General features: G+C 50.0%; 27 protein-coding genes. 23 read left to right on the top strand and 4 right to left on the bottom strand.

Annotated elements, in window-relative coordinates; all coding sequences use genetic code 11:
• Positions 1 to 9: 9 nt before the first annotated feature.
• The 9 genes from HMPREF9442_RS15795 (at position 10) to HMPREF9442_RS08440 (ending at position 6,824) form a co-directional block, all read left to right on the top strand.
• Positions 10 to 159, top strand: coding sequence for a DUF3874 domain-containing protein (locus HMPREF9442_RS15795; RefSeq protein WP_261795445.1), 150 nt, complete (start codon positions 10 to 12; stop codon positions 157 to 159).
• 347 nt (positions 160 to 506) lie between these two features.
• Positions 507 to 782, top strand: a complete 276-nt coding sequence (locus HMPREF9442_RS08475) for a tetratricopeptide repeat protein (RefSeq protein WP_008627486.1) — start codon at positions 507 to 509, stop codon at positions 780 to 782.
• 25 nt (positions 783 to 807) lie between these two features.
• Positions 808 to 1,038, top strand: coding sequence for a 4Fe-4S dicluster domain-containing protein (locus HMPREF9442_RS08470; protein WP_040602842.1), 231 nt, complete (start codon positions 808 to 810; stop codon positions 1,036 to 1,038).
• 5 nt (positions 1,039 to 1,043) lie between these two features.
• Complete coding sequence (locus HMPREF9442_RS08465; protein WP_008627483.1) at positions 1,044 to 2,129, top strand: 3-methyl-2-oxobutanoate dehydrogenase subunit VorB; 1,086 nt, start codon at positions 1,044 to 1,046, stop codon at positions 2,127 to 2,129.
• A 6-nt stretch (positions 2,130 to 2,135) separates the two neighbouring features.
• On the top strand, positions 2,136 to 2,372 hold the full coding sequence (locus HMPREF9442_RS08460; RefSeq protein WP_008627481.1) for a hypothetical protein: 237 nt from the start codon (positions 2,136 to 2,138) through the stop codon (positions 2,370 to 2,372).
• A gap of 11 nt (positions 2,373 to 2,383) precedes the next feature.
• The gene (locus HMPREF9442_RS08455; RefSeq protein ID WP_008627479.1) at positions 2,384 to 3,166 is read left to right on the top strand and encodes a thiamine pyrophosphate-dependent enzyme; all 783 of its coding nucleotides are present in this window, start codon (positions 2,384 to 2,386) and stop codon (positions 3,164 to 3,166) included.
• 14 nt (positions 3,167 to 3,180) lie between these two features.
• Positions 3,181 to 3,726 carry a 2-oxoacid:ferredoxin oxidoreductase subunit gamma family protein gene (locus HMPREF9442_RS08450; protein ID WP_040602849.1) on the top strand — a complete coding sequence of 182 codons (546 nt, stop codon included), beginning with the start codon at positions 3,181 to 3,183 and terminating at the stop codon, positions 3,724 to 3,726.
• Positions 3,727 to 3,907: 181 nt separating this feature from the next.
• The gene (locus tag HMPREF9442_RS08445) at positions 3,908 to 6,172 is read left to right on the top strand and encodes a putative porin (RefSeq protein WP_253271067.1); all 2,265 of its coding nucleotides are present in this window, start codon (positions 3,908 to 3,910) and stop codon (positions 6,170 to 6,172) included.
• Between the two features lie 19 nt (positions 6,173 to 6,191).
• Positions 6,192 to 6,824, top strand: a complete 633-nt coding sequence (locus HMPREF9442_RS08440; RefSeq protein WP_008627476.1) for a chloramphenicol acetyltransferase — start codon at positions 6,192 to 6,194, stop codon at positions 6,822 to 6,824.
• A 121-nt stretch (positions 6,825 to 6,945) separates the two neighbouring features.
• Here HMPREF9442_RS08440 and HMPREF9442_RS08435 read toward each other — a convergent pair whose 3' ends face one another.
• Positions 6,946 to 7,881 (bottom strand): hypothetical protein, encoded by a 936-nt coding sequence (locus HMPREF9442_RS08435; protein WP_253271066.1) that lies wholly within the window; start codon positions 7,879 to 7,881, stop codon positions 6,946 to 6,948.
• Positions 7,882 to 8,080: 199 nt separating this feature from the next.
• On the opposite strand from HMPREF9442_RS08435, the gene HMPREF9442_RS08430 reads away from it, so the two are divergent.
• The 3 genes from HMPREF9442_RS08430 to HMPREF9442_RS08420 are packed head-to-tail and all read left to right on the top strand — an operon-like array spanning position 8,081 to position 10,826.
• A complete protein-coding gene (locus HMPREF9442_RS08430) occupies positions 8,081 to 9,070 on the top strand; it encodes a Gfo/Idh/MocA family protein (protein ID WP_008627474.1) in 990 nt (329 codons plus the stop codon).
• A gap of 1 nt (position 9,071) precedes the next feature.
• Positions 9,072 to 10,217 carry a DUF4421 domain-containing protein gene (locus tag HMPREF9442_RS08425; RefSeq protein ID WP_008627473.1) on the top strand — a complete coding sequence of 382 codons (1,146 nt, stop codon included), beginning with the start codon at positions 9,072 to 9,074 and terminating at the stop codon, positions 10,215 to 10,217.
• A gap of 6 nt (positions 10,218 to 10,223) precedes the next feature.
• Positions 10,224 to 10,826, top strand: coding sequence for a uracil-DNA glycosylase family protein (locus tag HMPREF9442_RS08420; RefSeq protein WP_172604649.1), 603 nt, complete (start codon positions 10,224 to 10,226; stop codon positions 10,824 to 10,826).
• A gap of 139 nt (positions 10,827 to 10,965) precedes the next feature.
• Here the strand turns inward: HMPREF9442_RS08420 and HMPREF9442_RS08415 are convergent, their stop codons facing one another.
• From HMPREF9442_RS08415 to HMPREF9442_RS08405, 3 genes are all read right to left on the bottom strand, one after another.
• Entirely contained in the window at positions 10,966 to 13,155 is a 2,190-nt protein-coding gene (locus HMPREF9442_RS08415; RefSeq protein WP_008627469.1) for a fasciclin domain-containing protein, read from the bottom strand.
• A gap of 207 nt (positions 13,156 to 13,362) precedes the next feature.
• On the bottom strand, positions 13,363 to 14,154 hold the full coding sequence (locus HMPREF9442_RS08410) for a Cof-type HAD-IIB family hydrolase (RefSeq protein WP_008627468.1): 792 nt from the start codon (positions 14,152 to 14,154) through the stop codon (positions 13,363 to 13,365).
• A gap of 4 nt (positions 14,155 to 14,158) precedes the next feature.
• Positions 14,159 to 14,611 (bottom strand): DUF1573 domain-containing protein, encoded by a 453-nt coding sequence (locus HMPREF9442_RS08405; RefSeq protein ID WP_008627467.1) that lies wholly within the window; start codon positions 14,609 to 14,611, stop codon positions 14,159 to 14,161.
• Between the two features lie 137 nt (positions 14,612 to 14,748).
• Here HMPREF9442_RS08405 and HMPREF9442_RS08400 point away from each other — a divergent pair, with 137 nt between their 5' ends.
• The 11 genes from HMPREF9442_RS08400 (at position 14,749) to HMPREF9442_RS08350 (ending at position 24,485) form a co-directional block, all read left to right on the top strand.
• On the top strand, positions 14,749 to 15,060 hold the full coding sequence (locus tag HMPREF9442_RS08400; protein ID WP_008627466.1) for a DUF4286 family protein: 312 nt from the start codon (positions 14,749 to 14,751) through the stop codon (positions 15,058 to 15,060).
• Between the two features lie 3 nt (positions 15,061 to 15,063).
• Positions 15,064 to 15,642 (top strand): crossover junction endodeoxyribonuclease RuvC, encoded by a 579-nt coding sequence (gene ruvC, locus HMPREF9442_RS08395; protein ID WP_008627464.1) that lies wholly within the window; start codon positions 15,064 to 15,066, stop codon positions 15,640 to 15,642.
• Positions 15,643 to 15,652: 10 nt separating this feature from the next.
• Positions 15,653 to 17,185, top strand: a complete 1,533-nt coding sequence (locus HMPREF9442_RS08390) for an ATP-binding cassette domain-containing protein (RefSeq protein ID WP_008627463.1) — start codon at positions 15,653 to 15,655, stop codon at positions 17,183 to 17,185.
• A gap of 127 nt (positions 17,186 to 17,312) precedes the next feature.
• Entirely contained in the window at positions 17,313 to 17,909 is a 597-nt protein-coding gene (gene hisH / locus HMPREF9442_RS08385; RefSeq protein WP_008627460.1) for an imidazole glycerol phosphate synthase subunit HisH, read from the top strand.
• Positions 17,906 to 18,637, top strand: coding sequence for a 1-(5-phosphoribosyl)-5-[(5-phosphoribosylamino)methylideneamino]imidazole-4-carboxamide isomerase (hisA, locus tag HMPREF9442_RS08380; protein WP_008627458.1), 732 nt, complete (start codon positions 17,906 to 17,908; stop codon positions 18,635 to 18,637). The genes hisH and hisA overlap by 4 nt, the downstream gene beginning before the upstream one ends.
• A 2-nt stretch (positions 18,638 to 18,639) precedes the next feature.
• Entirely contained in the window at positions 18,640 to 19,398 is a 759-nt protein-coding gene (gene hisF, locus HMPREF9442_RS08375; protein ID WP_008627452.1) for an imidazole glycerol phosphate synthase subunit HisF, read from the top strand.
• 23 nt (positions 19,399 to 19,421) lie between these two features.
• Positions 19,422 to 20,042 (top strand): bifunctional phosphoribosyl-AMP cyclohydrolase/phosphoribosyl-ATP diphosphatase HisIE, encoded by a 621-nt coding sequence (gene hisIE / locus HMPREF9442_RS08370; RefSeq protein ID WP_261795444.1) that lies wholly within the window; start codon positions 19,422 to 19,424, stop codon positions 20,040 to 20,042.
• 19 nt (positions 20,043 to 20,061) lie between these two features.
• Complete coding sequence (locus HMPREF9442_RS08365; RefSeq protein WP_008627445.1) at positions 20,062 to 20,799, top strand: cell division ATP-binding protein FtsE; 738 nt, start codon at positions 20,062 to 20,064, stop codon at positions 20,797 to 20,799.
• 15 nt (positions 20,800 to 20,814) lie between these two features.
• Positions 20,815 to 22,134, top strand: a complete 1,320-nt coding sequence (locus HMPREF9442_RS08360) for an aspartate kinase (RefSeq protein ID WP_008627444.1) — start codon at positions 20,815 to 20,817, stop codon at positions 22,132 to 22,134.
• Between the two features lie 9 nt (positions 22,135 to 22,143).
• Positions 22,144 to 23,304, top strand: coding sequence for a diaminopimelate decarboxylase (gene lysA, locus HMPREF9442_RS08355; protein ID WP_008627443.1), 1,161 nt, complete (start codon positions 22,144 to 22,146; stop codon positions 23,302 to 23,304).
• Positions 23,304 to 24,485: a glycosyltransferase gene (locus tag HMPREF9442_RS08350; protein WP_008627442.1), complete on the top strand. Its 1,182-nt coding sequence runs from the start codon at positions 23,304 to 23,306 to the stop codon at positions 24,483 to 24,485. Before lysA ends, HMPREF9442_RS08350 begins: the two co-directional genes overlap by 1 nt.
• The last annotated feature ends 47 nt before the right edge of the window (positions 24,486 to 24,532 follow it).

The raw sequence follows: 24,532 nt of genomic DNA, 5'->3' as shown, positions 1-24,532 counted from the left end.
CCGCTTTCGCTGCCCGAAATATTCGCACGGTTGCGACGGTTGGAACCCGGGGCAATGGCAGGCGTGACGCTACCGAAACTTGCCCAGGCCCTCGTGGCCGAAGGGGTGCAGAAAGTGCACACGCATTACGGGAACCGATACCGCGTGGTGGAATTGTAACATCCCATTCATACAGAATTATACCGTTTGACAAAAAGTGCAAAAAAAACTGATTTTACTAAATAAAAGACAGGATTACACACTTCTACCCCTTGATGTGCAATTTGCATAAAAACGGCACAAAAGGAAGAAATATGCGCAAAAAATACGTATTTCAAACGGCATATATCGTTTCATTCACAACCATACACAGCAACAAATGTCTTATATTGATATACAATAATTTAAAGAAAACACGGCATCATATATAGCTGTTTTAATTATTTAAAAATATTTTAAAATGCAACTTTTTTAGCAGTTTTGATAAATATAGATTATCTTTGTAAAAACAGCAAACATCAGTAAAGATGGACATACAAAATGAAATCGACAAAATGCTACGTAAAGGGCAAATTGATGAGGCTATCTTACGGTTGGACAAACAGATTCAGGCCACAGCTACCCCCTGCGACCGGCTTTACTACCTTTTGGGCAACGCCTACCGCAAACATGGAGATTTCGCACAAGCCTTGAACTGTTATTTAGAGGCCATGGCCATTAACCCGGACAGTCCGGCTGTCGAAGCCCATCAGATGTTGATGAATATCATAGAGTTTTATCACAAGGATTATTATAACCCGTAAAAAGATTTTTTAGTATTAAAGTATCATGGGGAAATTCAGAGGTATGATTGTAGTAGACCGCGAACGCTGCAAAGGTTGCAACCTGTGTGTGGTGGCTTGTCCGCTCCATATATTAGCGCTCACGGAGAAACAAGTAAACAAAAAAGGGTATCATTATGCCGAACAGGTCCAGAAGGATTTGTGCAACGGATGTTCATCCTGTGGCGTGGTGTGCCCGGACGGATGCATTACCGTGTATAAAAAGAAAGAAGAATAAAAGCTATGGCAGAAAAAGAAGTTGTATTAATGAAAGGTAATGAAGCCATCGCCCATGCAGCGATACGTTGCGGCTGCGACGGCTATTTCGGTTACCCCATTACTCCCCAGTCGGAAGTATTGGAAACGTTGGCTTTGGAAAAACCGTGGGAAACGACGGGAATGGTCGTATTGCAAGCCGAAAGCGAAGTGGCTTCCATCAATATGGTGTATGGTGCCGGTGCGGCAGGCAAACGCAGCATGACCTCGTCTTCAAGCCCCGGCGTGGCCCTGATGCAGGAAGGCATCGCATACATGGCCGGAGCGGAAATACCGGGACTGATTGTCAACGTGCAGCGGGGAGGCCCGGGATTGGGCACGATACAACCGAGCCAATCCGACTACTTCCAGGCCACACGCGGAGGCGGAAACGGTGACTACAATGTGATTGTGCTAGCTCCGGCTTCGGTACAGGAAATGGCCGACTTCGTGGATTTGGCGTTCGAACTCTCTTTCAAATACCGTAACCCGGCCATGATATTGAGTGACGGCGTCATCGGGCAAATGATGGAAAAGTTGGTGCTTCCCCCGTTCAAGCCGCGCCGTACGGAGGAGGAAATACGCCGGGAATGCCCTTGGGCCGCCATGGGTCGGATGCGTGGAGGAAGCCCCAACGTGCTTACGTCGCTCGACCTCGACAGCGCAAGCATGGAACAAAAGAACTTGCATTTGCAAGCCAAATACAAAGAAATCAAGGAAAAAGAAGTCCGCTTCGAATCCATCTTGTGCGATGATGCAGAGTATCTGATTGTCGCTTTCGGTTCTGCGGCCCGTATCGGACAAAAAGTCATTGAAATGTGCCGAGCCGAAGGAATTAAAGTCGGCTTGTTGCGCCCTATCACCTTATGGCCCTTCCCGTCTGCGGAAATTGCCCGTTTGAGCCGACAGGTCAAAGGAATCCTAAGCTTTGAAATCAATGCCGGGCAGATGTTGGAAGACATCCTGTTGGCCACGAACGGACGGACACCGGTAGCCCACTACGGCCGTATGGGCGGTGTCGTGCCCGCCCCGGACGAAGTGATACAAGCCCTGAAAGAAAAACTCATTAAATAAAATATTATGGACCGCGAAGAGATTGAAAAACTGATAGAAGAAACCGCACGCAAAGAACGCGCCAAAAAAGGAGTTTCCGTAGAAAAAGTGCGCAGCATGTTGAACGTGATTTTTCTACTGTGCGCCGTGGTGGGTCTCATCCTCTATTTTGCCTGGCCGGACAACAGGTTGGCAGGCATGGCCGTTATCGGTGCCGGACTATGCTTCAAAATCATTGAATTCTTTTTGCGCTTCTTGTTTTAATCGTTTGAACCATGACTGAAGAAGAAATCATACGACCGGAGAACCTGGTCTATAAGAAACCTACGCTGCTCAACGACACTCCGATGCACTACTGCCCGGGGTGCAGCCACGGAGTAGTTCACAAATTAGTGGCCGAAGTCATCGAAGAAATGGGTATGGAGAATAAGACCGTAGCCATCTCTCCTGTCGGCTGTGCCGTTTTTGCCTATAATTACATAGACGTGGATTGGGTGGAAGCCGCCCACGGGCGTGCTCCTGCCGTGGCCAGCGCCATCAAACGCCTGTGGCCCAACCGCTTGGTTTTCACTTATCAGGGTGACGGCGACCTGGCGTGCATCGGCACGGCCGAAAGCATCCATGCCCTGAACCGGGGAGAACATATCGCCATCATCTTCATCAACAATGCCATTTACGGCATGACGGGCGGACAAATGGCCCCCACGACGCTCATGGGGATGAAAACTGCCACGTGCCCTTACGGGCGGGAAGCTGACCTGCACGGTTACCCCCTGAAGTTCACGGAAATCGCCGCCTCTTTGGAGGGTACATGTTACGTTACCCGTCAATCCGTCCATTCCGTGGCTTCCATCCGGAAAACAAAAAAGGCTATCCGGAAAGCTTTTGAAAACTCCATGAACGGCAAAGGTGCCAGTCTGGTGGAAGTGGTAGCCACCTGCAACGCCGGTTGGAAACTTTCTCCGGAAAAAGCCAACCAATGGATGGAAGACAACATGTTCAAATTCTATCCGCTCGGTGACCTGAAAGACACCACAACAGCAAACGATTCACATTAAACGAACTAATGGTCATGAAAGAAGAAATCATCATAGCCGGTTTCGGCGGCCAGGGCGTGCTTTCCATGGGGAAAATATTGGCATACGCTGCCTTGGTGGAGGGCAAGGAAGTAACCTGGATGCCCTCTTACGGCCCTGAACAACGTGGCGGTACAGCCAATGTCACCGTAATCGTCAGCGACGACAAAATATCCTCTCCCATCCTGAGCATGTATGATACGGCCGTTATCCTGAACCAACCTTCGTTGGAAAAATTCGAACAACGCATCAAACCGGGCGGTACACTGATTTACGACGGATACGGCATCAGCACGCCGCCTTCTCGCAAGGACATCACGGTCTATCGTATCGACGCCATGGACGCGGCCGCAGAGATGAAAGCTGCCAAGGCATTCAATATGATTGTCTTGGGAGGACTGTTGAAAGTACGTCCGTTGGTAGAAGTGGAAGATGTAATCCACGCACTACGCAAGACGTTGCCCGAACGACATCACCACCTCATCCCGATGAACGAGGCAGCCTTACGCAAAGGCATGGAAATCATCAACCCGGCAGATTGACGGAAACCTCCGGTTGAAAAAACTTAAAGGGATGTATTTCCAAATCGGGAAATACATCCCTTTTTCTTTTCCATAACCTTGTACTATCGTCAAAACAGGATGCGGCCCGGCAGATCCAAACTTGAAAAACTTCGTTTTTCGTTTGCCTCTGCGCTCGCCTTTCGCTATCTTTGCACCCGTTATGAGACTCAAACTTACTTTTTTCTTATATGTCAGTTTGTGCATGGTGTCGCCCGCCATGGCACAAATGCCTGTCGGTAACCCCATCTATGGCACGGATGCCTACGGTAATCCGGTGGATGCCAACGGCAATCCCGTCCAACTCGATGCCAACGGCAATCCTGTCATCGACGGTTACGGTAACGATGCGTACACATGGGGACGCGACACAACACAAGCCGAAGACAAAATCATCCCTATCGGCTCATACGCCTGGAATATCGACGAACGTTTCGGCAACATCACTCCTGTAGACGTGGACACGCTGCCGAACAATTTCCAGAACTTCAACCTGACGGCCGGGCCTACGGGACAGTACAACTTTCTGGGCAATTTGGGTTCTCCCCGCCTGTCGCGCCTTTTCATGGACCGCAAGCCTTACAGCAACTTCATCTTTGCCGACCCGTTCGACTATTTCTACACTCCGGTGAGCGAATTCCAATTCACCAACACGCTAAGTCCCATCACCAACTTGTCTTACCACTCCTGCGGCAACAAGCAGGACGGAGAAGACCGACTGAGAGCTTATTTCGCCAGCAACATCAATAAGATTTCCGGTATCGGGTTCAAGCTCGACTACTTATACGGACGCGGGTATTACAACAACCAAGCCACTTCACTTTTCAACGGTTCGCTATACGGCTACTATCTGGACGACCGCTACAACATGCATGCATGGATTAGCGTGAACCACATGAGAATGGGCGAGAACGGCGGTATCGAGAATGACGACTACATCACCCATCCGGAAGACTTCACACGCTCCTACGGTTCAAGGGATATCCCGACCATCTTGTCGGAAAACTGGAACCGTAACGAAGACCAGACGTATTATCTCACACACCGTTATAACTTAGGATTCTACAAAGACATCGAACTGCCCGATTCGCTCCGTCCGGTGATGCCTGCCGATTCCGTATTGCTGAAAGGACTGCGCGACAGCTTGTTCACCGTATACCAAAAGGCGGACACGGCATACCAACATGCCGTCATGGACTCGTTGCGCAACGACTTCATGGCCAAACAGAACAATCCGCAGGATTTCGTACCGGTCACCAGTTTCATCCATACCCTGCGCATCCGCAACACCAAGCACACGGTGTATTCTTACGATACGCCCGACCACTATTATGCCGACTTGTTTTATGGCGACCCCAACAATATGAGTGACCGCACGCGGGGTTACGCCATCCAAAACACTTTAGGCATAGCCCTTCGCGAAGGTTTCAACAAATGGGCGAAAGCCGGCCTCACAGCCTTTGCATCCCATGAATACCGGCATTATACCATGCCGGACCTGAACGGCGGAAACAAAATCATCCGAAGCTATTCGGAAAATAATATCTCGGTAGGCGGACAACTGAGCAAACGGGAAGGAAAAACCCTGCACTACGATGTGACAGGCGAAGTGACGTTGCTCGGAGAAGACGTCGGGCAATTCGATGTGGAAGGCCGGGCAGACCTGAACTTCCGGTTGTTTAAAGATACCGTACAGTTGGCAGCCCGTGCATTCGTCAAGAACCTGAATCCGAGTTTCTACATGCGCCACTACCATTCGCAGTTTGCTTGGTGGGACAACGACCTTGACAAAGAATTCCGCACCCGGATAGAGGGAACGCTTTCCTTGAAACGTACACGGACAGCCCTCACCGTCGGAGTGGAAAACATCAAGAATTATGCCTACTTCGCCACAGACAAAATAGCTTATAACAATGAAGGGGGGCAATTCGCCGGTTACAGCAACCGTATTTCCGTCAAACAATACGGGAGCAGCGTACAAGTGTTCAGCGCACGGCTTAACCAAAACTTCAAATTCGGTATCCTGCATTGGGACAACGAGGTGGCTTACCAGAAGACCAGCAATCAGGACATCCTCCCCCTGCCGGACCTCTCTGCCTACAGCAACCTCTACATCGTATTCCACATTGCCAAGGTACTGCGCGTGCAGTTGGGCGGCGACGTCCGTTATTTCACGGAATACTATGCTCCGGACTATGCCCCCATCATCCAACAGTTTACGGTGCAGTCGCCGGAAACGCGGATGAAGTTAGGCAACTATCCCATTTGCAACGCCTACGTCAACCTCTTCCTGAAGCACTGCCGCTTTTATGTGAACGTGAACCATGTAAACAATGGAACGGGAAACAAGAACGCATTCCTCGTCCCCCACTATCCCATCAATCCGATGAACATCCATTTCGGACTCTCGTGGAATTTCTTCAATTAAAAAGTTTTCACTCATATCCATGAAACAAAGCATCGACATCACCCATTGGAACCGCAGGGAGCATTTCGAATTCTTTTCCCGGTTCGACGATCCTTTTTTCGGAATCACCACACTCGTAGACTTCACTAAAGCCTACGAACATATCAAAGCACACCAACACTCCTTCTTCCTCTCGTCCGTACATTTCCTATTGAAATGCGCCAATGAAACGGAGGCCTTCCGGCTCCGGATAGAAGACGGGAAGCCCGTGCGGTACGACACCATACACGTATCTCCCACCATTGGACGGGAAGACGGAACTTTCGGGTTCGGCTTTTTCGAGTACCATGACGACATCGACATTTTTATACGGAATGCGGAAAAAGAAATAGAACGAGTGAAAAAAGGGAGTGGCCTGTCCGTTACCGAAAACACATGGCGACCCGATGTCATCCGCTATTCGGCATTGCCCTGGTTCGCATTTTCCGAAATGAAACATGCCGGTTCCATCCGGACCGGAGATTCCGTCCCTCGTATTTCCACGGGAAAGCTGACACAGGAAAACGGACGATATAAACTTCCTCTTTCTATCACCGTGCATCACGGGCTCATGGACGGGCGTGACGTAGCTGAATTTCTGCAAAAAATAGAATACCATCAACACTTTCTATAAATCCATTCGCCCGCACAGGCGAACACCTGTCACGGGCAAAAAACACCCTTTCCATACACCGTCATGCCCCGTATCAAGCCATTATTGATACGGGGCATGACGGTTCTATTCTTACCAGAGGCTACTGCAAACCCTGCAAACGGCGTTCTTCTTCTTCAAAAGAGGCTTTCTCCTGTTTCCGTGCCTCGACCGAACCATACAGGTAAGACAACGGGAACAGCGTAAGCCAACTGAACACGTTCGCTATCACCGAAGCCAACATAAAGAAGCATACGACCAAAGCCGGGACGTATGAAGGCAGGTCTGTTGCGTCTCCTTCCAACACCCCCGTCAGGGAAGCATGACCGGCGTATGCCAGAATCCCCGCCGGCAACCAACTCACAGCTGCCAACACTCCCATGATAAGACCTCCGCAAAACAAGATTATGAAAAACGCACCCCAGTACTGGTAACCATCTTTCATACGCTTCAGGCTACACCAAAAGTCGCGGCGTTCGCCCAACATATAGTCCATAATCACCATACAGTAAGGCACTCCCAACGCAAGCAGCAGGATATACGACACCACAGTCACCCAGACGTTGCCCGGCCCCAACCACAAAGTCACAGGCACGATGAGCAAAGAGAAAACCACGACGGCCACCAACGTACACGTCAAAGCCCGCAGGGAAGCATCGAATACCTCACGCTTGGCCTCACCGAACCGCAACACAGGCCACGCCCCGGCCGTAGCAAAACGGGAAATAGCCGTCATCACGTTACCCATATAAAAGCTATCGGCCAACAGGGACAACACACTTAATAAGATAAGAGTAAACAATGGAAAAGAAAGCACGACCGGTTCGCTTGCTGCCATCCAACGCGTCAAAGCCACGGTAATCTGATTGAAAAACACGCCCCACAATCCCATCACCACCGCACCCACGATGAGCGAAGGGTACAAAAACTTCAATAAAGGCAGGATATGACGTGTAGGCAATTTCAGTCCCTCGTTCAGACAACTCAGATAACTACGGCTTTTGAACAAGCCCCCATCCATTTCTTTCTTCTCTTCCATAACCGAATTTGAAACTTTAATGTTCTTTTGCCGGACAAAAATACCATATTTTTCCATACCTCAGTGATGAGATAACATTTTTTATACCTCGTCGGAAACGGCACTACCGGCTTTATCCAAACTTTCTGCCGCCCATCAGCCGGAATATGCCGCCTTTTTTGTACATTTGCGTAAAGATTACATTTTTCATTGCACGAATATGGACGCGGAAATCATCATCAAATGGGGATTTATCGGATGTGGGGAAGTGACGGAAAAGAAAAGCGGGCCGGCTTTCAGTCTCGTGCCCGGCTCTAAAATCGAAGCCGTCATGAGCCGTAATAAAGAAAAAGCACGTTCGTACGCCGAAAGGCACGGTATCCCCAAATGGTACACCGACGCACAGGAATTAGTGGACGACCCCGACGTAAATGCCGTCTATATCGCCACTCCTCCTTCTTCACATGCCACTTTTGCCATCATGGCCATGAAGGCCGGCAAGCCGGTATATGTAGAGAAGCCCCTTGCGGTAAGCTACGAAGAATGCTGCCGCATCAACCGTGTCTCCCAACAAACGGGTGTGCCTTGCTTCGTGGCCTATTACCGGCGTTACCTGCCTTACTTTGCCAAAGTAAAGGAACTGATACGAAGTGGAGCCATCGGACGGGTGCTCAACGTGCAGATCCGGTTTGCCGTTCCACCGCGTGATTTGGACTACAACAGCCGGGAACTGCCCTGGCGTGTGCAACGCGACATCGCAGGAGGAGGTTATTTTTACGACCTCGCCCCGCACCAGTTGGATTTGTTACAGGAATTTTTCGGCCCGATTATCAAAGCCCACGGATACTGTTCCAACCGGGAAGGACTATATGCCACGGAAGATAACGTCAGTGCCTGTTTCCAATTCCCGGACGGTACGCCGGGTTCCGGTTCGTGGTGTTTCGTCGCCCATGAATCGGCAAAGACCGACCGTATTGAAATCATCGGCGACAAAGGACAGATTTGCTTCTCGGTATTCACCTACGACCCCATTGCCCTGCATACGGAACGCGGTCGCGAAGAACTCGTCATTCCGAATCCCGACCACGTGCAACTCCCTTTGATTCACAACATCGTCGAACATTTGCAAAAGCAAGCCATCTGTACTTGCGACAGTGTGAGTGCCACACCGGTTAATTGGGTTATGGACAAGATCTTGGGAAAACTGTAAGATGAAATTACGGAACGCACTGATCATACACGCCTGTCTTCTTTGTTTTTCCGCTTCCGCACAATCTCCTATCGGTGAAGCCTGCACTGCTGTTACGGAATTTGCTGACAGCGCAAAGACAGCCATACCATCCGACTTGCCCCAAAAACGGAAAGGAAATATCTTCAAACAATTTTTCCGTGCGTTCAACGCCATGGACACGACTTATATCACCCCGAACAAATACAACTGGGCGTTCATGCTGCAAAACACGAACAGCTTCGAAACCTACACGCTGCACAGCCGGGAGTTAGGTCAAAAGCTGTCATTCTCTCCCCGCCCGGCCATCAAAATAGGACCTTATTTAGGTTGGCGTTGGATTTTTCTAGGATATACCTTCGAAGTATCCTCTTTAGGTAAAGGCCAACAATCGAAGAAGACGGAGTTTGAACTGAGCCTGTATAGTTCCATGCTCGGTTGCGACCTTATTTACCGCCGGACAGGAGACGATTTCCGCCTGCGTAAAGTGAAAGGCCTTGGCGAAGAAGCACAAGAAGTAGAAGGCGAAAACTGCCACGGCATCAACGTAAAAATGACAGGCATCAATGCCTATTACATCTTCAACCACAAACGTTTTTCTTATCCGGCCGCATTTGCACAGAGTACCGTACAACGCAAAAGCTGCGGGTCGTGGAAAGTCGGTTTTGCCTATACCCGGCACGAACTGGATTTCGATTATAATGCCCTACCGCCCGTGCTCACCCATAATCCGGACCACGAACTCAGCCAGGATTTCCAGGTAGATAAAGTCAAATACACAGATTTCAGCCTGAGTTGCGGTTATGCCTACAACTGGGTGTTCAAGAAAAACTGGTTGTTTTGCATTTCCATCGTGCCGGCCATCGGTTATAAAAAAACACATACAGCCGCCGTGCAATCGGAAAACGAGACGGAGACTTCGGCTTTGGCTTCTCATCTGAGAAACCTGAATTTCGACGTCACGGGGCGTGCGGGACTGGTATGGAACAACACCAAATATTTCGGTGGCTTGTCTTTAATCGTGCACAACTACAATTACCGCCACAACCGCCTGTCCATCAACAACACGTTCGGCACACTGAATTTATATATCGGACTAAATTTTCATAAACGTAAAGCATACAGATAGATACACATGACACCAACAGATTCCCCCACCCCCGTTCCCACCGAAGAACATCCCTTGCAACCGTTCCTTCCACCCCATGCACGCCTGTTGATGCTGGGCAGTTTCCCACCCCAGAAGAAACGTTGGTGCATGGATTTCTACTACCCGAACTTCATCAACGACATGTGGCGCATCATGGGATACATTTTCCATGGCGACCGGAATTGGTTTGTAGATGAACGGGCCAAATGTTTCAAGAAAGCAATGATCGTGGAGTTCCTGCTCGACAAGGGCATCGCCCTATACGATACGGCTTCCGCCGTCCGCCGTCTTCAGGATAATGCGTCGGACAAGTTTTTGGAAGTCGTCACCCCGACCGACCTTCCCCGGTTGCTCGGACAAATCCCCCATTGCACGGCCATCGTCACCACCGGACAAAAAGCTACCGACACGTTGTGCGATACCTTCCATATATCGCAGCCCGCCATCGGTAGCTTTAGCCCGTTCGTGACGGAAGGACGCGAATTACGGCTGTATCGCATGCCGTCCAGTTCACGGGCCTATCCCATGAAATTGGAGAAGAAAGCCGACTTTTACCGCAAAATGTTGGACGAAACAGGGCTGCTGTAAAACGCAACCTCCACAATCCACAACTCCCCACCAATTTTCATAGCCTTTCCGAAGCGTAAACAAAAAAGTGGCGGCCGGGATTCCTGATGTCAAGAATTAACCCAACCGCCACAACTACACAAACTAATACCTGTGTACGTTAATAAAGGTCTTCACCGATACCTCCGGCCCCGCAAATGCTAATCGGAACCATCTCCATATATTCCAACACGAAAGCGGCATCGCTACTTCCCGTGAACACCGAGCGGAACCGCACCGTATGCTCCCTGTTGGGGAGGACTACGACCTCGCAAACCTTACGACGCAGGCAGGAAGCGACATTGTACAACACATTGGAAGACATGGGTACGTATTGCGGCGTTTCCGGAATATTTCCGGCGTTATAGCATATCACGCTCTTCCCCGCGCTATAGTAACCGTTGTTCTTCATGACACGGGCATTTTCCTCCAATTCCTCCGTCGTATAAATACCGTTGGAGTTTTCATCCTTGTTACGCCACCCGGAGCCTCCGTTATAAAGACCGGCCACGCGGCTGTCCGACCCACCGTAACGCATGTCAATGGGAAGTCCCTGCGGCACATCGTCCAAGTAAACCTGAGCTATGCCTCGGTTCCCCACTCCGCCCGGATAAGCTATCCGGAGTTCATACGTGCCGGGAGGAACATGGGGCAAATTGAACTCCACGTCGTAACTTGAACCTTGAACGGTTATCTCGTCTCCTCCGAAGTCCCACCAACGTAACTTGGGACGATGCACCATGAATACCGAAGTCTCCGAGAACTTGACCCCTTCTATATATCCCTTGGGAGCATAGTAATTGAATCCCCCTGCTTTTCCACCTGTCTCCGAATTGTCGGATGCCTCGCTGTAAGCCTCACGCGGGTCACCGTTCAAACGCATGTCGTTATTGGTCAATTCCGGCCACACGGTCTGGAAATCTATTCTCAAACGCGTATTGTAAACGTTGTTCCGTGTCGTCTGGTCGTAAGCCAACACGTCGTCCACATAATAATAGGCCACGTTGAGAGAGAAATTCTCCACATCAGGCACCGTCACGCGTGAACCGCGTACTCGCTCGTTGGAATTATACTTACTGGCCTCGCTGTGGTTGATATAGAACTCACGGGGATATTCCACAGCCGGATCCGTGGTAGAATACACCTTTTCCAACTTCATGGACGAGAAATCAAGCATCGTGTTTATCCATTCCGTAGGACTGGCATAAGCCGTATTGAATCCCCAACAATTGATGAACTTGTCCGTACTGGCAAACATACGGTCCAAGATATGGTAAGTCATAAAAATCTTCAACGGGTTGTGAGGATTGGTCAGGCTATTCTTGTTCCAATACAGTTCCTTGTAAGTCTTGCCTTCCGGATTAGTCGGATCCACCTTATTCAACCCGAATATCTCAGCCGACTGGTTATCATTATATTTTTCGACGGCCAATTCGTACAAGGCATCTATCTTTTGCTCCATCGACATGCCCTCGCTGAAAAGATTCGCATATTTCTCGTACAGCACGCGGTCTGGCACAATGAACAAAGTAAAGCCCGAGTAACGGTGGTCCGGACGTTTCAAGGTATAGGTATAATTCCCTGGCTTTTGATTGTACAGGAACTCGGGAAAACTCGCCTTTTCCGCCTCGTAATCATCATCTCGGTATTCCGACAAGGAATCCAACAGACCTGTACGGCGGAGTGCCTCATAATAAATGGTAAAGTCAGCTTTGTTCTCTTCGAGCAAGGAAGCCCCCAAACTGGTACTTGGGACAAGCACTTTGCTCACCGGATGACACACGCCGTTTTCCACCGAGTCATTCTTCAACTCATTGATAATAGCAGCCCTACGGTTCACAATACTCAACACCATGCCATTGGCATCAACCGTATCGCCCGTGGTCTGAATCACCAAAGGCAAATCCAGTTCATTCTTCTGCTGCGATGTCTCCGCCAGGTTATATGTATAAACTATCGAGTTGTCTATCATGCAGGCTTTCACAAGTGTGTCGCAATAAGCCTCCGGAATGTCCTCCACGGAAGCATAACCATACTCCTTCAAAAAATCTTCCACACCGGAGTTTACCGGCGGAAACAAAGTGCGCCCGCCACGGCTCGCCAAAAAGTCCATTTGCCCTGCACGCTCCACGATACGTGTGAACAAACTGAAATCCTCACGGGACTTCAAATAATCACTCATCATTTCACCCGTAAAAGTATAATAACTCGCAGAAGGCAAGTCATCATTACAACCGGACAAGAAAACCGACTGCCCGACCACGAAGAAGGCACTGCATACGGTTAACCATCGCTTGATTTGTTTTTTCATACATTTAATAAAATTAGAACGAAATTAGGAATTATTATGGAGGCAAATTTACAAAAAGTATTTAATAATACGAATTATTCCAGTCAAAAAAAGAAGAAAAACTTCAATTTTTAACACTTTTGTGCTCCCACACAACTATAATCTGTGTGGGAGCACAGGAAAGAAGTGCAACTCATCCCCATAAAAGCCACGGAACGTTTCTTAAAATCAATTTATCAAGCCAAAATGACGCAATGCCCTTGCCACGCCATCCTCATCCACAGAAGCCGTCACGTACGCCGCAACCTCCTTCAACTCTTTGCACGCGTTTCCCATGGCTATCCCGCATGGAACGTGGGACAGCATAGCCATATCATTCCCCCCATCGCCAAACGCCATGGCTTCGTCCAACGAAAGCCCCTCGTATGCCAGCACTTTGTCTATGCCGACACTCTTGTCCACTCCCCCGGCAATGACATCCGTGAAGAAAGGATGCCAACGCATGGAAGTGCAGTCGGGCATCAACGCAGACATGAAATGCGGTTCACGGTCAGCTTTGAAGAAAGAAATGAGTTGCAAGACATCTTTTCCGCAGGCATACGAAGCCGGACGAACGGGCGGCATTTTGATGTCCAACAAACGGGCCACCGCATCGACATCTTCGTTAAGTTCTGTAATGAACATCTCATCGCTGCAAACAAATATAACAGGATATGCGTCTGCCCCGTGTGTCAGGTGCCCCACGACACGCCCCACGCTCTCCGCTGAAACCGACTGATGATAAATCACTTCTCCGCCGCTCGTAAAACAATGAGCACCCGTCACGGTAATCATGCCGTCGTACTCCAATTCACCCAAATTGTCGATAAAGGGAACCGGACGCCCCGTAGCTATATAAACTTTGATGCCACGGCTGCGAAGGGCGGCCACGGCATCAAGGGTGGATGGGGGAATGCGATGGGTCTTAAAAGAGACCAACGTCCCGTCTATATCGAAAAATACCGCTTTTATCTTTCCCATCGGCTTATTTCTTATCTTTTTCGGAAGCTGTCATTACACCGGTAATATACAATTTCACCATAGGTTCCTTGGCATTGGTACGCACCGTAATGCTTTTCTTGAACCGCCCCGGATATTTTCCACTGCCGTTGTACGTCACCTCCATCTTGCCCTTCTCCCCGGGTTTTACCGGCATCCGGGTATAAGTGGGTACCGTGCATCCGCATGAAGCGATAGCCTGATGAATCACCAACGGGGCATTCCCCTCATTGGTAAACGTAAACGTACATTTCACGATCGGGTCGTCTTCCGAAAAGGTTCCCAAATCCTGGGTTGTCTTGTCGAACACGATACTGGCTTCCTTCACGTCGGACTTTGTCTCCTGTGCAGCCACCAAGGCACTCCCTTCCGTCTTTTGCGCCGAGACCGGAACGCCTCCCAACATGCACAGCAAAGACCATGCTATAAACTTTTTCATATCCTTCTTCTATTAAAATCACTGCAAAAATAGGTCCTTTATTTAAAATAAGGTAGGTATTCCACGAAAAAATAGGAATTATTAGCACATCAACCGCCTTTTTCGTAACTTTGCAAACTCAATAAAACTTAGAAAACATGTTGGTTTACAATACGACTTATCACGTGACTTTCGACGATGCCCGGAACTTTGTCATCTGGATTCATCAAGTCTATATCCCGCAGGCATTGGCTTCCGGCTTTTTGGACAAGCCAAGGCTGTGCAAGATCCTGTCCCACCACGATGAAGATTCCGAATGCTTTTCCTTGCAATTCGAGGTGGAAAGTTCGGCACGGCTGCACGAATGGTATGTCAAGCACGGCGAAAAGCTCTTCCAGGAAATGCAGAAGATATTCAAAGACAAGGCTGCCGGGTTCACCACTTTAATGGAAGTCATAGAGGAACACTGATTCATGACGGACAAGCAGAACAGCGAAAAGATAATCCTGGGCATAGACCCGGGCACGAACCTCATGGGATACGGCGTGCTACGTGTAACCGGGAACAAGGCGGTCATGGAAACCATGGGCATCATCGACCTGCGCAAATATACCGGACCTTACTTGAAACTCGGCCGGATATTCGAAAGGGTGACAGGCATCATCGAATCATACCTGCCGGACGAAATGGCCATCGAAGCGCCTTTCTTCGGCAAAAACGTGCAGAGCATGCTGAAATTGGGGCGCGCACAGGGCGTGGCCATTGCGGCGGCTATCCACCGCGACATCCCCATCACCGAATATGCGCCGCTCAAAATCAAAATGGCCATCACCGGAAACGGGCAGGCCAGCAAAGAACAAGTGGCAGGCATGCTGACCCGTATGCTCCATATCCGCGAGGAAGACATGCTGCCGTATATGGATGCCACCGACGGACTGGCTGCCGCCTACTGCCATTTCCTACAGATGGGGAAGCCGGCCGTGGCCCAGCCTTACCACAGTTGGAAAGATTTCATCCGGAAAAATCCGGATAAGGTGAAAGGACAGATTTAACACGAACACAATGCAACACATCATTGAAATCACGGACGGGGTACCCCGTCATCCGCTTTACCGCATGAACCATCCGGTAAACTTGGCTATCGCATCCGGGGAACAAGTGGCCATCGTTGGAGCCAACGGGAGCGGCAAATCACGACTGGTGGACATCATCACCGGACGCTATCCGCTCCTGTTGAACGGAGTCCGTTACGACTTTTCCCCCTCGCCGTTGAAACTGGTCAGCGAAAATATCAAATATATCACTTTCCGCGATTCTTACGGAGACAGCGACGGCAGTTACTACTACCAACAACGTTGGAACCAACACGACATCGACGAGAAGACCCCGACCGCCGGACAAATGTTGGAGGAGGCTTTCACCGCAGCCGAAAACACTACGGGGTACGGCATGGACGAAGAGGGAAAGCGACAGATGCACGAGCGGCGCATGATGTTGCGGGACAAACTTTATGAGATGTTCCACCTCTCCACCCTGTTGGATAAATATATCATTACCTTGTCTAGCGGAGAGTTACGGAAGTTCCAACTCACCAAAACGTTGCTTTCCGGCCCGAGGCTTTTGATTATGGACAATCCTTTCATCGGGCTGGATGCACAGACGCGGGAGCAACTGGCCGGACTACTCCAAACGCTGATCCGCGAAACGGACCTGCAAACCATATTGGTCCTGTCGAAGACCGATGACATTCCGGAATTCATCACCCATGTCATTCCGGTGGAACATCTGGACATCCTGCCCAAAGTACCGCGTACGGAATACATCGGACAACGCCCTCGCATCCCGGTACGTGTGCTCGAAGAAGGCAAAGCCGCCCGCATCCTAACATTGCCTGAGAAAGAAAACCGCCTGACCACCACGGACACGGAGGGTTGCATGCTGCGGTTCAACCACGTGAGCATCCGTTACGGACAGCGCACCATCCTGAAAGACTTGGACTGGACGGTGAAGCAAAACGAGAAATGGGCTTTGGGCGGTGAAAACGGTGCCGGGAAATCCACCCTCCTCAGTCTGGTATGTGCCGACAATCCGCAAAGCTACGCCTGCGACATCGAACTGTTCGGACGGAAACGAGGTTCGGGAGAGAGCATTTGGGACATCAAACGGCATATCGGTTACGTCAGTCCGGAAATGCACCGTGCATACCTGAAAGACCTCCCGGCCATAGACATCGTAGCCAGCGGACTGAACGACTCCGTAGGGCTTTACGTGCATCCTCGTCCGGACCAACGGGCCGTCTGCGAATGGTGGATGGACATTTTCGGCATCGCCGGACTGAAAGACCGTACTTTCCTGAAACTCTCCAGCGGAGAGCAACGGCTCTGCCTGTTGGCCCGCGCATTCGTCAAAGACCCGGAGCTGCTAATCTTAGACGAGCCATTGCACGGCTTGGACGACCGTAACCGTCAGTTGACACGTGAGATTATTTCGGCTTTTTGCCGACGAAAAGACAAGACCATGATTATGGTAACGCATTATGCCGAAGAGCTGCCCGATGTCATTACGCATAATCTGTTCCTGAAAAAGAACAAGTAGCATGCAGTTTGTCACAAAAAAGCAACGAAATGTAAGCAAAATACGTTTTTTCATGTTACTTTATCCCGTCTGTCAACTAAAATTAGTATATTTGCAGACATCAAAAAAAGACAGAGCATATTAAAAGATGAATGTAGCCATCGTAAAGTATAATGCAGGAAACATTTATTCCGTAGCCAACGCACTGAAACGGTTGGGGATTACGCCGGAACTGACCGACGACGCAGAGCGGTTGTCGAAAGCCGACCGCGTGCTTTTTCCGGGACAAGGAGAAGCCGGCAGTACGATGGCTTACCTGCGTTCGCGGGGATTGGACCGCCTGATACGCGACCTGAAGCAACCCGTTTTGGGCATCTGCATCGGCCAGCAACTGATGTGCGGCCATTCCGAAGAAAGCGATACGGACTGCTTAGGCATTTTCGACGCGGAAGTCCTGAAGTTCCGTCCGGAAAAGCACGAAGACAAAGTGCCCCACATGGGATGGAACACCTTGGCACGTACAAGCAGCCCGCTGTTCAAAGGCTTCGGCACGGACGAATTCGTTTATTTCGTACACAGCTATTACGTACCGGTCAACCCGTACACCATAGCCGTGACCGACTATGTCGTGCCGTTCAGTGCCGCCTTGCACAAAGACAATTTCTACGCCACGCAATTCCATCCGGAGAAAAGCGGAAGCGTGGGTGAACGCATATTGAAAAACTTTTTAGATTTGACAGTATGATCGAACTGATACCGGCCATAGACCTGATAGACGGCAAATGCGTACGGCTGACCAAAGGAGATTACGCCACACAGAAGACCTACAACGAAGACCCGGTAGCCGTGGCGCGGGAATTTGAAAGTTACGGCTTCAAACGTTTGCACGTCGTGGACCTCGACGGGGCACGATCCAAACATATCGTCAACCATAAAGTATTGGAACGCCTGGCTTCGTCCACCGGCTTGACAATAGACTTCGGTGGCGGCATCAAAGCCGACGAAGACCTCCGCATCGCCTTCGAAAGCGGGGCGGCACTGGTCACGATAGGCAGTGTGGCGGCCACCTGTCCGGAATTGTTCCTCGGATGGCTCGGGCAATATGGGCCAGACCATATCATATTGGGCGCAGACGTCAAAGACGGACTGATTTCCATCAACGGTTGGAAAGAGGAAAGCACACAGGAGTTGCTTCCTTTCCTCCGTCGTTACATGGACGAAAGCGTACGGCATGTGCTCTGTACGGACATCAGCAAGGACGGCATGTTGCAAGGCCCCTCCACCGGCCTCTACCGGAAAGTCATGGCAGAGTTTCCGGACTGCGGGCTGATAGCGAGCGGAGGGGTCAGTTGCCTGCAAGACCTCATCGGCCTGAACGAAGCCGGCATCCCGGCCGTAGTGTTCGGAAAAGCCATCTACGAGGGCAGAATCTCATTAAACGAATTGGCCGAATGGGCTGAAAACAAAGGATAAGTATGGCATTGGCAAAACGTATCATCCCCTGTCTGGATGTCAAGAACGGACAGACGGTAAAGGGGACTAATTTCGTGAACCTGCGCCAAGCCGGAGACCCGGTGGAACTGGGCAAGGCTTACAGCGAACAGGGAGCGGACGAACTGGTATATTTGGACATTACGGCCAGCCACGAAGGCCGTAAGACATTCACGGAAATGGTGCAGCGCGTGGCGGCAGAAATATCCATCCCCTTCACCGTCGGCGGCGGTATCAACGAACTGGCCGATGTGGAACGGTTGCTGAATGCCGGAGCCGACAAAGTGAGTGTCAACTCGGCAGCCTTGCGTAACCCCGTACTTATCAACGAGATTACGGGGCATTTCGGGTCACAAGTCTGCGTGGTGGCCATTGATGCCAAAGAGACCGAAGAAGGTTGGTTCTGTTACCTGAACGGCGGACGCATACGCACAGGACGGAACCTGTTCGAATGGGCACGCGAAGCATGCGACCGGGGAGCCGGTGAAATCCTGTTTACGTCCATGGACCACGACGGAGTGAAAAACGGCTATGCCAACCAAGCTCTTTCACGTCTCGCAGAGGAGCTGAGCATCCCGGTTATCGCCTCGGGAGGAGCCGGAAGCAAAGAGCATTTCCGGGACACTTTCATCGAAGGGAAAAGCGATGCCGCACTGGCTGCCAGCGTCTTCCATTTCGGAGAGATTTCCATTCCGGAACTGAAAACATGGCTAAAGTCGGAAGGCATTAACGTTAGAATTTAAAAAAGACATATCAAACACCTATTATATATATGGAAATAGATTTCGACAAGATGGACGGCCTCGTACCGGCTGTCATCCAGGACGCCGAGACTAAAAACGTCTTGATGTTGGGATTCATGAACCGTGAAGCCTACGACAAGACATTGGAAACCGGAAAGGTAACATTCTTCAGCCGCAGTAAAAGCCGGCTATGGACCAAAGGTGAAACCAGTGGAAACTTTTTGCATGTCGTTTCCATCAAAAACGACTGCGACCATGATACGCTACTCGTCCGGGTACATCCCGAAGGCCCGGTGTGCCATACCGGTACCGATACTTGCTGGGGAGAGAAAAATGAAGCCAATCCCTTGACATTCCTTAGCGAGTTACAAGATTTTATCGAAACACGACATAAGGAAATGCCCGAAGGGTCATACACTACGAGTTTGTTTAAGGACGGTATCAACCGTATGGCGCAGAAAGTGGGCGAAGAAGCCTTGGAGGCCGTCATAGAGGCTGTTAACGGCACAGACGAACGCCTCATTTATGAAGGTTCGGACATGCTATACCATCTCATCGTCCTGCTTACCTCCAAAGGACTACGTATAGAGCAGATGGCCGCAGAATTACAGGCCCGCCACAAGCCAGGGTGGAAAAAACACTAACCTCCTAAAAGAAACATATATGCGCATCGAATATCAAAATGTGGATATAGTCCAAGAAGAACATGTCATTCTGAAAGGCGTGAATTTCCAGGCTGAAGCCGGAGAATTCATTTACCTGACCGGTAAAGTAGGTACCGGGAAAAGTTCCCTGCTGAAGACGTTCTATGGCGAACTGGATGTGCATACGGGAAGTGCGCGTGTGCTCGATCGCGAAATGACCAAAATCAAACGCAGGCACATCCCGGCACTACGCAAACGGCTAGGTATCGTATTTCAGGATTTCCAACTGCTCAACGACCGTACCGTACGGGCCAACCTGGATTTCGTACTCAAAGCTACCGGATGGAAAAAGAAGAAGGAACGGAACATGCGGATCCATGAAGTACTTGAACAAGTGGGCATGACGGCCAAAGCCGACCAAATGCCTTACCAGTTGTCGGGTGGAGAACAACAATGCGTGTGTATCGCAAGAGCCATCCTGAACCGCCCGGACATTATCCTTGCCGACGAAGCGACCGGAAATTTAGACAAAGAGAACGGACGTCGGGCCACCGCAATTTTGTACGACATCAGCAAAGCCGGTACCACCGTCGTGCTGAGCACGCACAACGAAGAACTGATATCCGAATTCCCGGGCGTAGTCTATCGTTGCGGAGAAGGACGTTTGCAGGAATGCACGGACACTTACACTCCCTTGTTGGCTCCTGATGCCATCGAATCGAAAAGTATTGAAGAAAATATAAATGAGAATAACTAAAACCCAATATTCGATATGAAAGTAATGAAGTTCGGCGGAACATCTGTGGGTTCCGCACAAAGGATGAAAGATGTATGTCGGTTGATTACGCAGGACGGCACGCCCAACATGATTGTGCTTTCCGCCATGTCCGGTACAACGAATACGTTAGTCGAAATATCCGATTACCTTTATAAGAAGAATCCGGAAGGTGCCAATAACGTCATCAACCAGTTGGAACAAAAATACCGCCAACATGTAGATGAATTGTATGCCACGGAAGAATACAAACAGAAAACATTGGACTTTTTGAAAGATGAGTTCGACTATTTGAGAAGTTTCACTAAAATCCTGTTCACTTCGTTCGAAGAAAAAGTCGTCCTGGCCCAAGGAGAAGTCATCAGTACCAACATGGTGACAAATTACCTAAAGGAATGTGGTGTAAAGACTATCCTGTTGTCGGCACTCGATTTTATGCGTACGGACAAAAATTCCGAACCGGATTTCAATTACATCAAAGAGAAAATCAACGAATTGTTGGCTGCCAACCCCGGATACCAGATTTACATCACACAAGGCTTCATCTGCCGTAACGCATACGGCGAGGTGGACAACTTGCAACGTGGCGGTTCGGACTATACGGCCTGCCTCATCGGGGCTGCGATAAAGAGTGAGGAAATCCAGATATGGACGGACATCGACGGCATGCACAACAACGACCCGCGCATCGTAGACAAAACGAAGCCCGTACGTCAACTTCATTTCGAAGAAGCGGCGGAACTGGCTTATTTCGGAGCCAAAATCCTGCATCCGACCTGCATCCAACCGGCTAAATTCGCCGGAGTACCCGTACGCTTGCTGAACACCATGGATCCATCGGCTCCCGGAACGATAATCAACAACGAGTTTCAGGAAGGAAAAATCAAAGCCGTTGCTGCCAAAGACAACATCATCTCCATACAAATACACTCTAGCCGTATGTTGTTGGCCTACGGCTTCTTACGCAAAGTGTTCGAAATCTTCGAAAGCTACAAAACGAGCATCGACATGGTAAGCACCTCGGAAGTAGGTGTGTCTGTTACGATCGACAACAAGTCGTATTTGAAAGACATTGTGGCCGACCTGATGAAATACGGAACGGTGACCGTCAAAGAGAATATGTGTATCATTTGTGTAGTAGGCGACCTTTCGCGAGACAACGTCGGTTTTGAAAGCCAGGCTGCAAAAGCGTTGAAAGACATCCCCGTACAAATGATTTCATACGGTGGAAGCAACCATAACATCTCATTCCTGATTAACGAAGAAGACAAGAAAAGTGCGCTTCAGGCACTCAGCGACACGTTGTTCAACAATTAATATGAGGATATGAAAGGTTCATTTCCGATAGAAAAATTCAATACGGTAAGAACTCCGTTTTATTATTATGACACGGAGTTGCTCCGCAAAACACTGGATACCATCAAGTCAGAAACAGGCAAAAACGATAATTATCATGTACATTATGCCGTAAAAGCCAATGCCAACCGCAAACTGCTGCGCATCATCTGTGCGGCAGGATTCGGAGCCGACTGCGTAAGCGGCGGAGAAATCAAGGCCTGTCTGGATGCCGGATTCCCGGCGGATAAAATCGTGTTTGCCGGCGTAGGAAAAAGCGATTGGGAAATCAATGTAGGACTGGATGCCGGTATCGCATACTTCAACGTGGAAAGCTTACCGGAACTGGAAGTCATCAACCAGTTGGCCGGCGAAAAAGACAAAATCGCCCGCGTCTCATTCCGCATCAATCCAGACGTAGGGGCGCATACCCATGCCAATATCACGACCGGACTGGCCGAAAACAAATTCGGCATAGCCATGGCCGACATGGAAAAGGTCATAGAAATCGCTGCATCGTTAAAACATGTGGAGTTCGTCGGGCTGCATTTCCATATCGGTTCACAGATACTTGAAATGGGAGATTTCGTGGCATTGTGCAACCGCGTCAACGAACTGCAAGACCGGCTGGAACGCCACCACATTACGGTGAAGAACATCAACGTGGGTGGCGGATTGGGCATCGACTACCAACATCCGAACGAAGTGCCGGTTCCCCATTTTGCAGACTATTTCCAAACCTACCGCAAGCATCTGCATCTGCGACCGGACCAACAGCTCCATTTCGAACTGGGGCGGGCCGTCGTGGGCCAGTGTGGCAGCCTGATTACACGTGTACTCTATGTCAAACAAGCCACATACAAGCAGTTTGCCATCGTGGACGCAGGCATGACAGACCTCATCCGCCCTGCCCTCTATCAGGCTTTCCATTCCATTGAGAACCTGAGCAGCGACGAGCGCAAGGAAACCTACGACGTTGTAGGCCCTATCTGCGAGTCGAGCGATGTATTTGTCAAGGCATTCGACCTCAACCGTTGCCATCGCGGCGACCTTTTGGCTCTGCGTTCAGCCGGGGCTTACGGTGAGATCATGGCTTCAAGATATAACTGCCGCGAATTGCCGGCCGGATATACTACTGAAGATTTCGTATAATGTATCCACTCATAACTTTCCTTTTGGAAAATGCTGCCTACGCCGGTTTCGCACTGACGTGGGCAGCACATTTCTGTACCGCCCGTTCCTATAAGCGGACGGCACGCATGGTAGAACAGCAAGAAACGGAGGCGCAATCCTCGGACAGTCGCCCGAAAGAGGCCATTTCCGTCGTCATCGCCACGCACAACCAAGCCGACGCGTTACGCAGCAACCTTCCCCGGATACTGGAACAGGAATATGAGCGTTTCGAAGTTATCGTCGTGAATGACGCATCGACCGACGACACGGAAGACGTACTGAAAACCCTGGAACTGAAATACGCCAACCTGCATCATACCTTCACCCCGTCCGGTGCACGCCATATCAGCCATAAACGCCTGTCGCTGACCATCGGTATCAAGGCCGCACAATACGAATGGCTGCTGCTGACCGAACCGGACAGCCGTCCGTGTTCTCCTCATTGGCTCTCCATTATGGCCGGACATTTCCACGACGGCATACAAATCGTATTGGGATATGCCAACTATATGCCGGACAAGCGCTTGCTTTCCCGTAAAACTATTTTCTTCAACCTCTTCCACCAGATGCAATACTTGCCTTGGGCCACACGACATAAGGCCTACCGTTGTAATCCGGCCAATATAGCCTATCGCAAAAGCCTGTTCATGGCTCATAAAGGATTTGCCGACGACATCAACCTTATCGGTGGGGTGACGGAATTGTTGGTCAACCGCCACAGCTGTGTCGGAAATACCGCCGTTTCCCTACATCCGGACAGCAAAGTGGAGTGTGAGGACATGACATCCGGAAAACAATGGAGACTCAAGCGCACTTTCTATATGGAAACCCGGAGACATTTCAAGAAAACATGGCGTTATCGACTGACGTTCAACTTGAAACAAGCCGTCGTACCTTTATTCTATTGTGCCACGGCCCTGTCCCTCGGATGGAGCGTATGGCAGCATCAATGGGCGGCCACGGCCATCATATCCCTATTGTTTATCCTCCTCTGCGTATGGAAAACCGTATGGTTCAACCGTTCGGCACGTGCGTTGGGAGAACGCCCCTACCACCTGTCTTTCCTTTGGTACGAAATGCGTCTGTTCGGATGGCACGCCTGTTCGTGGATGGACTACCGGACCGCTCCACGCACACGGTTCTACCGCAAGGCTTTCTGAAACAGAGCGGAAGAATCGTTTGCACATAAGCCTGATAAATCGTAACT

This window comes from Paraprevotella xylaniphila YIT 11841, assembly GCF_000205165.1.
Classification (GTDB): domain Bacteria; phylum Bacteroidota; class Bacteroidia; order Bacteroidales; family Bacteroidaceae; genus Paraprevotella; species Paraprevotella xylaniphila.
The sequence above is the reverse complement of the archived record's forward strand: the minus strand, read 5'-3'. Positions and strand labels throughout refer to the sequence as shown.

What these genes read in the sequence shown, in the direction of transcription:
- HMPREF9442_RS08475 (WP_008627486.1), top strand. Translation starts at nt 507, where the DNA reads ATGGACATACAAAATGAAATCGACAAAATGCTACGTAAAGGGCAAATT.
- HMPREF9442_RS08470 (WP_040602842.1), top strand. Translation starts at nt 808, where the DNA reads ATGGGGAAATTCAGAGGTATGATTGTAGTAGACCGCGAACGCTGCAAA.
- HMPREF9442_RS08465 (WP_008627483.1), top strand. Translation starts at nt 1,044, where the DNA reads ATGGCAGAAAAAGAAGTTGTATTAATGAAAGGTAATGAAGCCATCGCC.
- HMPREF9442_RS08460 (WP_008627481.1), top strand. Translation starts at nt 2,136, where the DNA reads ATGGACCGCGAAGAGATTGAAAAACTGATAGAAGAAACCGCACGCAAA.
- HMPREF9442_RS08455 (WP_008627479.1), top strand. Translation starts at nt 2,384, where the DNA reads ATGACTGAAGAAGAAATCATACGACCGGAGAACCTGGTCTATAAGAAA.
- HMPREF9442_RS08450 (WP_040602849.1), top strand. Translation starts at nt 3,181, where the DNA reads ATGAAAGAAGAAATCATCATAGCCGGTTTCGGCGGCCAGGGCGTGCTT.
- HMPREF9442_RS08445 (WP_253271067.1), top strand. Translation starts at nt 3,908, where the DNA reads ATGAGACTCAAACTTACTTTTTTCTTATATGTCAGTTTGTGCATGGTG.
- HMPREF9442_RS08440 (WP_008627476.1), top strand. Translation starts at nt 6,192, where the DNA reads ATGAAACAAAGCATCGACATCACCCATTGGAACCGCAGGGAGCATTTC.
- HMPREF9442_RS08435 (WP_253271066.1), bottom strand. Translation starts at nt 7,881, where the DNA reads ATGGAAGAGAAGAAAGAAATGGATGGGGGCTTGTTCAAAAGCCGTAGT.
- HMPREF9442_RS08430 (WP_008627474.1), top strand. Translation starts at nt 8,081, where the DNA reads ATGGACGCGGAAATCATCATCAAATGGGGATTTATCGGATGTGGGGAA.
- HMPREF9442_RS08425 (WP_008627473.1), top strand. Translation starts at nt 9,072, where the DNA reads ATGAAATTACGGAACGCACTGATCATACACGCCTGTCTTCTTTGTTTT.
- HMPREF9442_RS08420 (WP_172604649.1), top strand. Translation starts at nt 10,224, where the DNA reads ATGACACCAACAGATTCCCCCACCCCCGTTCCCACCGAAGAACATCCC.
- HMPREF9442_RS08415 (WP_008627469.1), bottom strand. Translation starts at nt 13,155, where the DNA reads ATGAAAAAACAAATCAAGCGATGGTTAACCGTATGCAGTGCCTTCTTC.
- HMPREF9442_RS08410 (WP_008627468.1), bottom strand. Translation starts at nt 14,154, where the DNA reads ATGGGAAAGATAAAAGCGGTATTTTTCGATATAGACGGGACGTTGGTC.
- HMPREF9442_RS08405 (WP_008627467.1), bottom strand. Translation starts at nt 14,611, where the DNA reads ATGAAAAAGTTTATAGCATGGTCTTTGCTGTGCATGTTGGGAGGCGTT.
- HMPREF9442_RS08400 (WP_008627466.1), top strand. Translation starts at nt 14,749, where the DNA reads ATGTTGGTTTACAATACGACTTATCACGTGACTTTCGACGATGCCCGG.
- ruvC (WP_008627464.1), top strand. Translation starts at nt 15,064, where the DNA reads ATGACGGACAAGCAGAACAGCGAAAAGATAATCCTGGGCATAGACCCG.
- HMPREF9442_RS08390 (WP_008627463.1), top strand. Translation starts at nt 15,653, where the DNA reads ATGCAACACATCATTGAAATCACGGACGGGGTACCCCGTCATCCGCTT.
- hisH (WP_008627460.1), top strand. Translation starts at nt 17,313, where the DNA reads ATGAATGTAGCCATCGTAAAGTATAATGCAGGAAACATTTATTCCGTA.
- hisA (WP_008627458.1), top strand. Translation starts at nt 17,906, where the DNA reads ATGATCGAACTGATACCGGCCATAGACCTGATAGACGGCAAATGCGTA.
- hisF (WP_008627452.1), top strand. Translation starts at nt 18,640, where the DNA reads ATGGCATTGGCAAAACGTATCATCCCCTGTCTGGATGTCAAGAACGGA.
- HMPREF9442_RS08365 (WP_008627445.1), top strand. Translation starts at nt 20,062, where the DNA reads ATGCGCATCGAATATCAAAATGTGGATATAGTCCAAGAAGAACATGTC.
- HMPREF9442_RS08360 (WP_008627444.1), top strand. Translation starts at nt 20,815, where the DNA reads ATGAAAGTAATGAAGTTCGGCGGAACATCTGTGGGTTCCGCACAAAGG.
- lysA (WP_008627443.1), top strand. Translation starts at nt 22,144, where the DNA reads ATGAAAGGTTCATTTCCGATAGAAAAATTCAATACGGTAAGAACTCCG.
- HMPREF9442_RS08350 (WP_008627442.1), top strand. Translation starts at nt 23,304, where the DNA reads ATGTATCCACTCATAACTTTCCTTTTGGAAAATGCTGCCTACGCCGGT.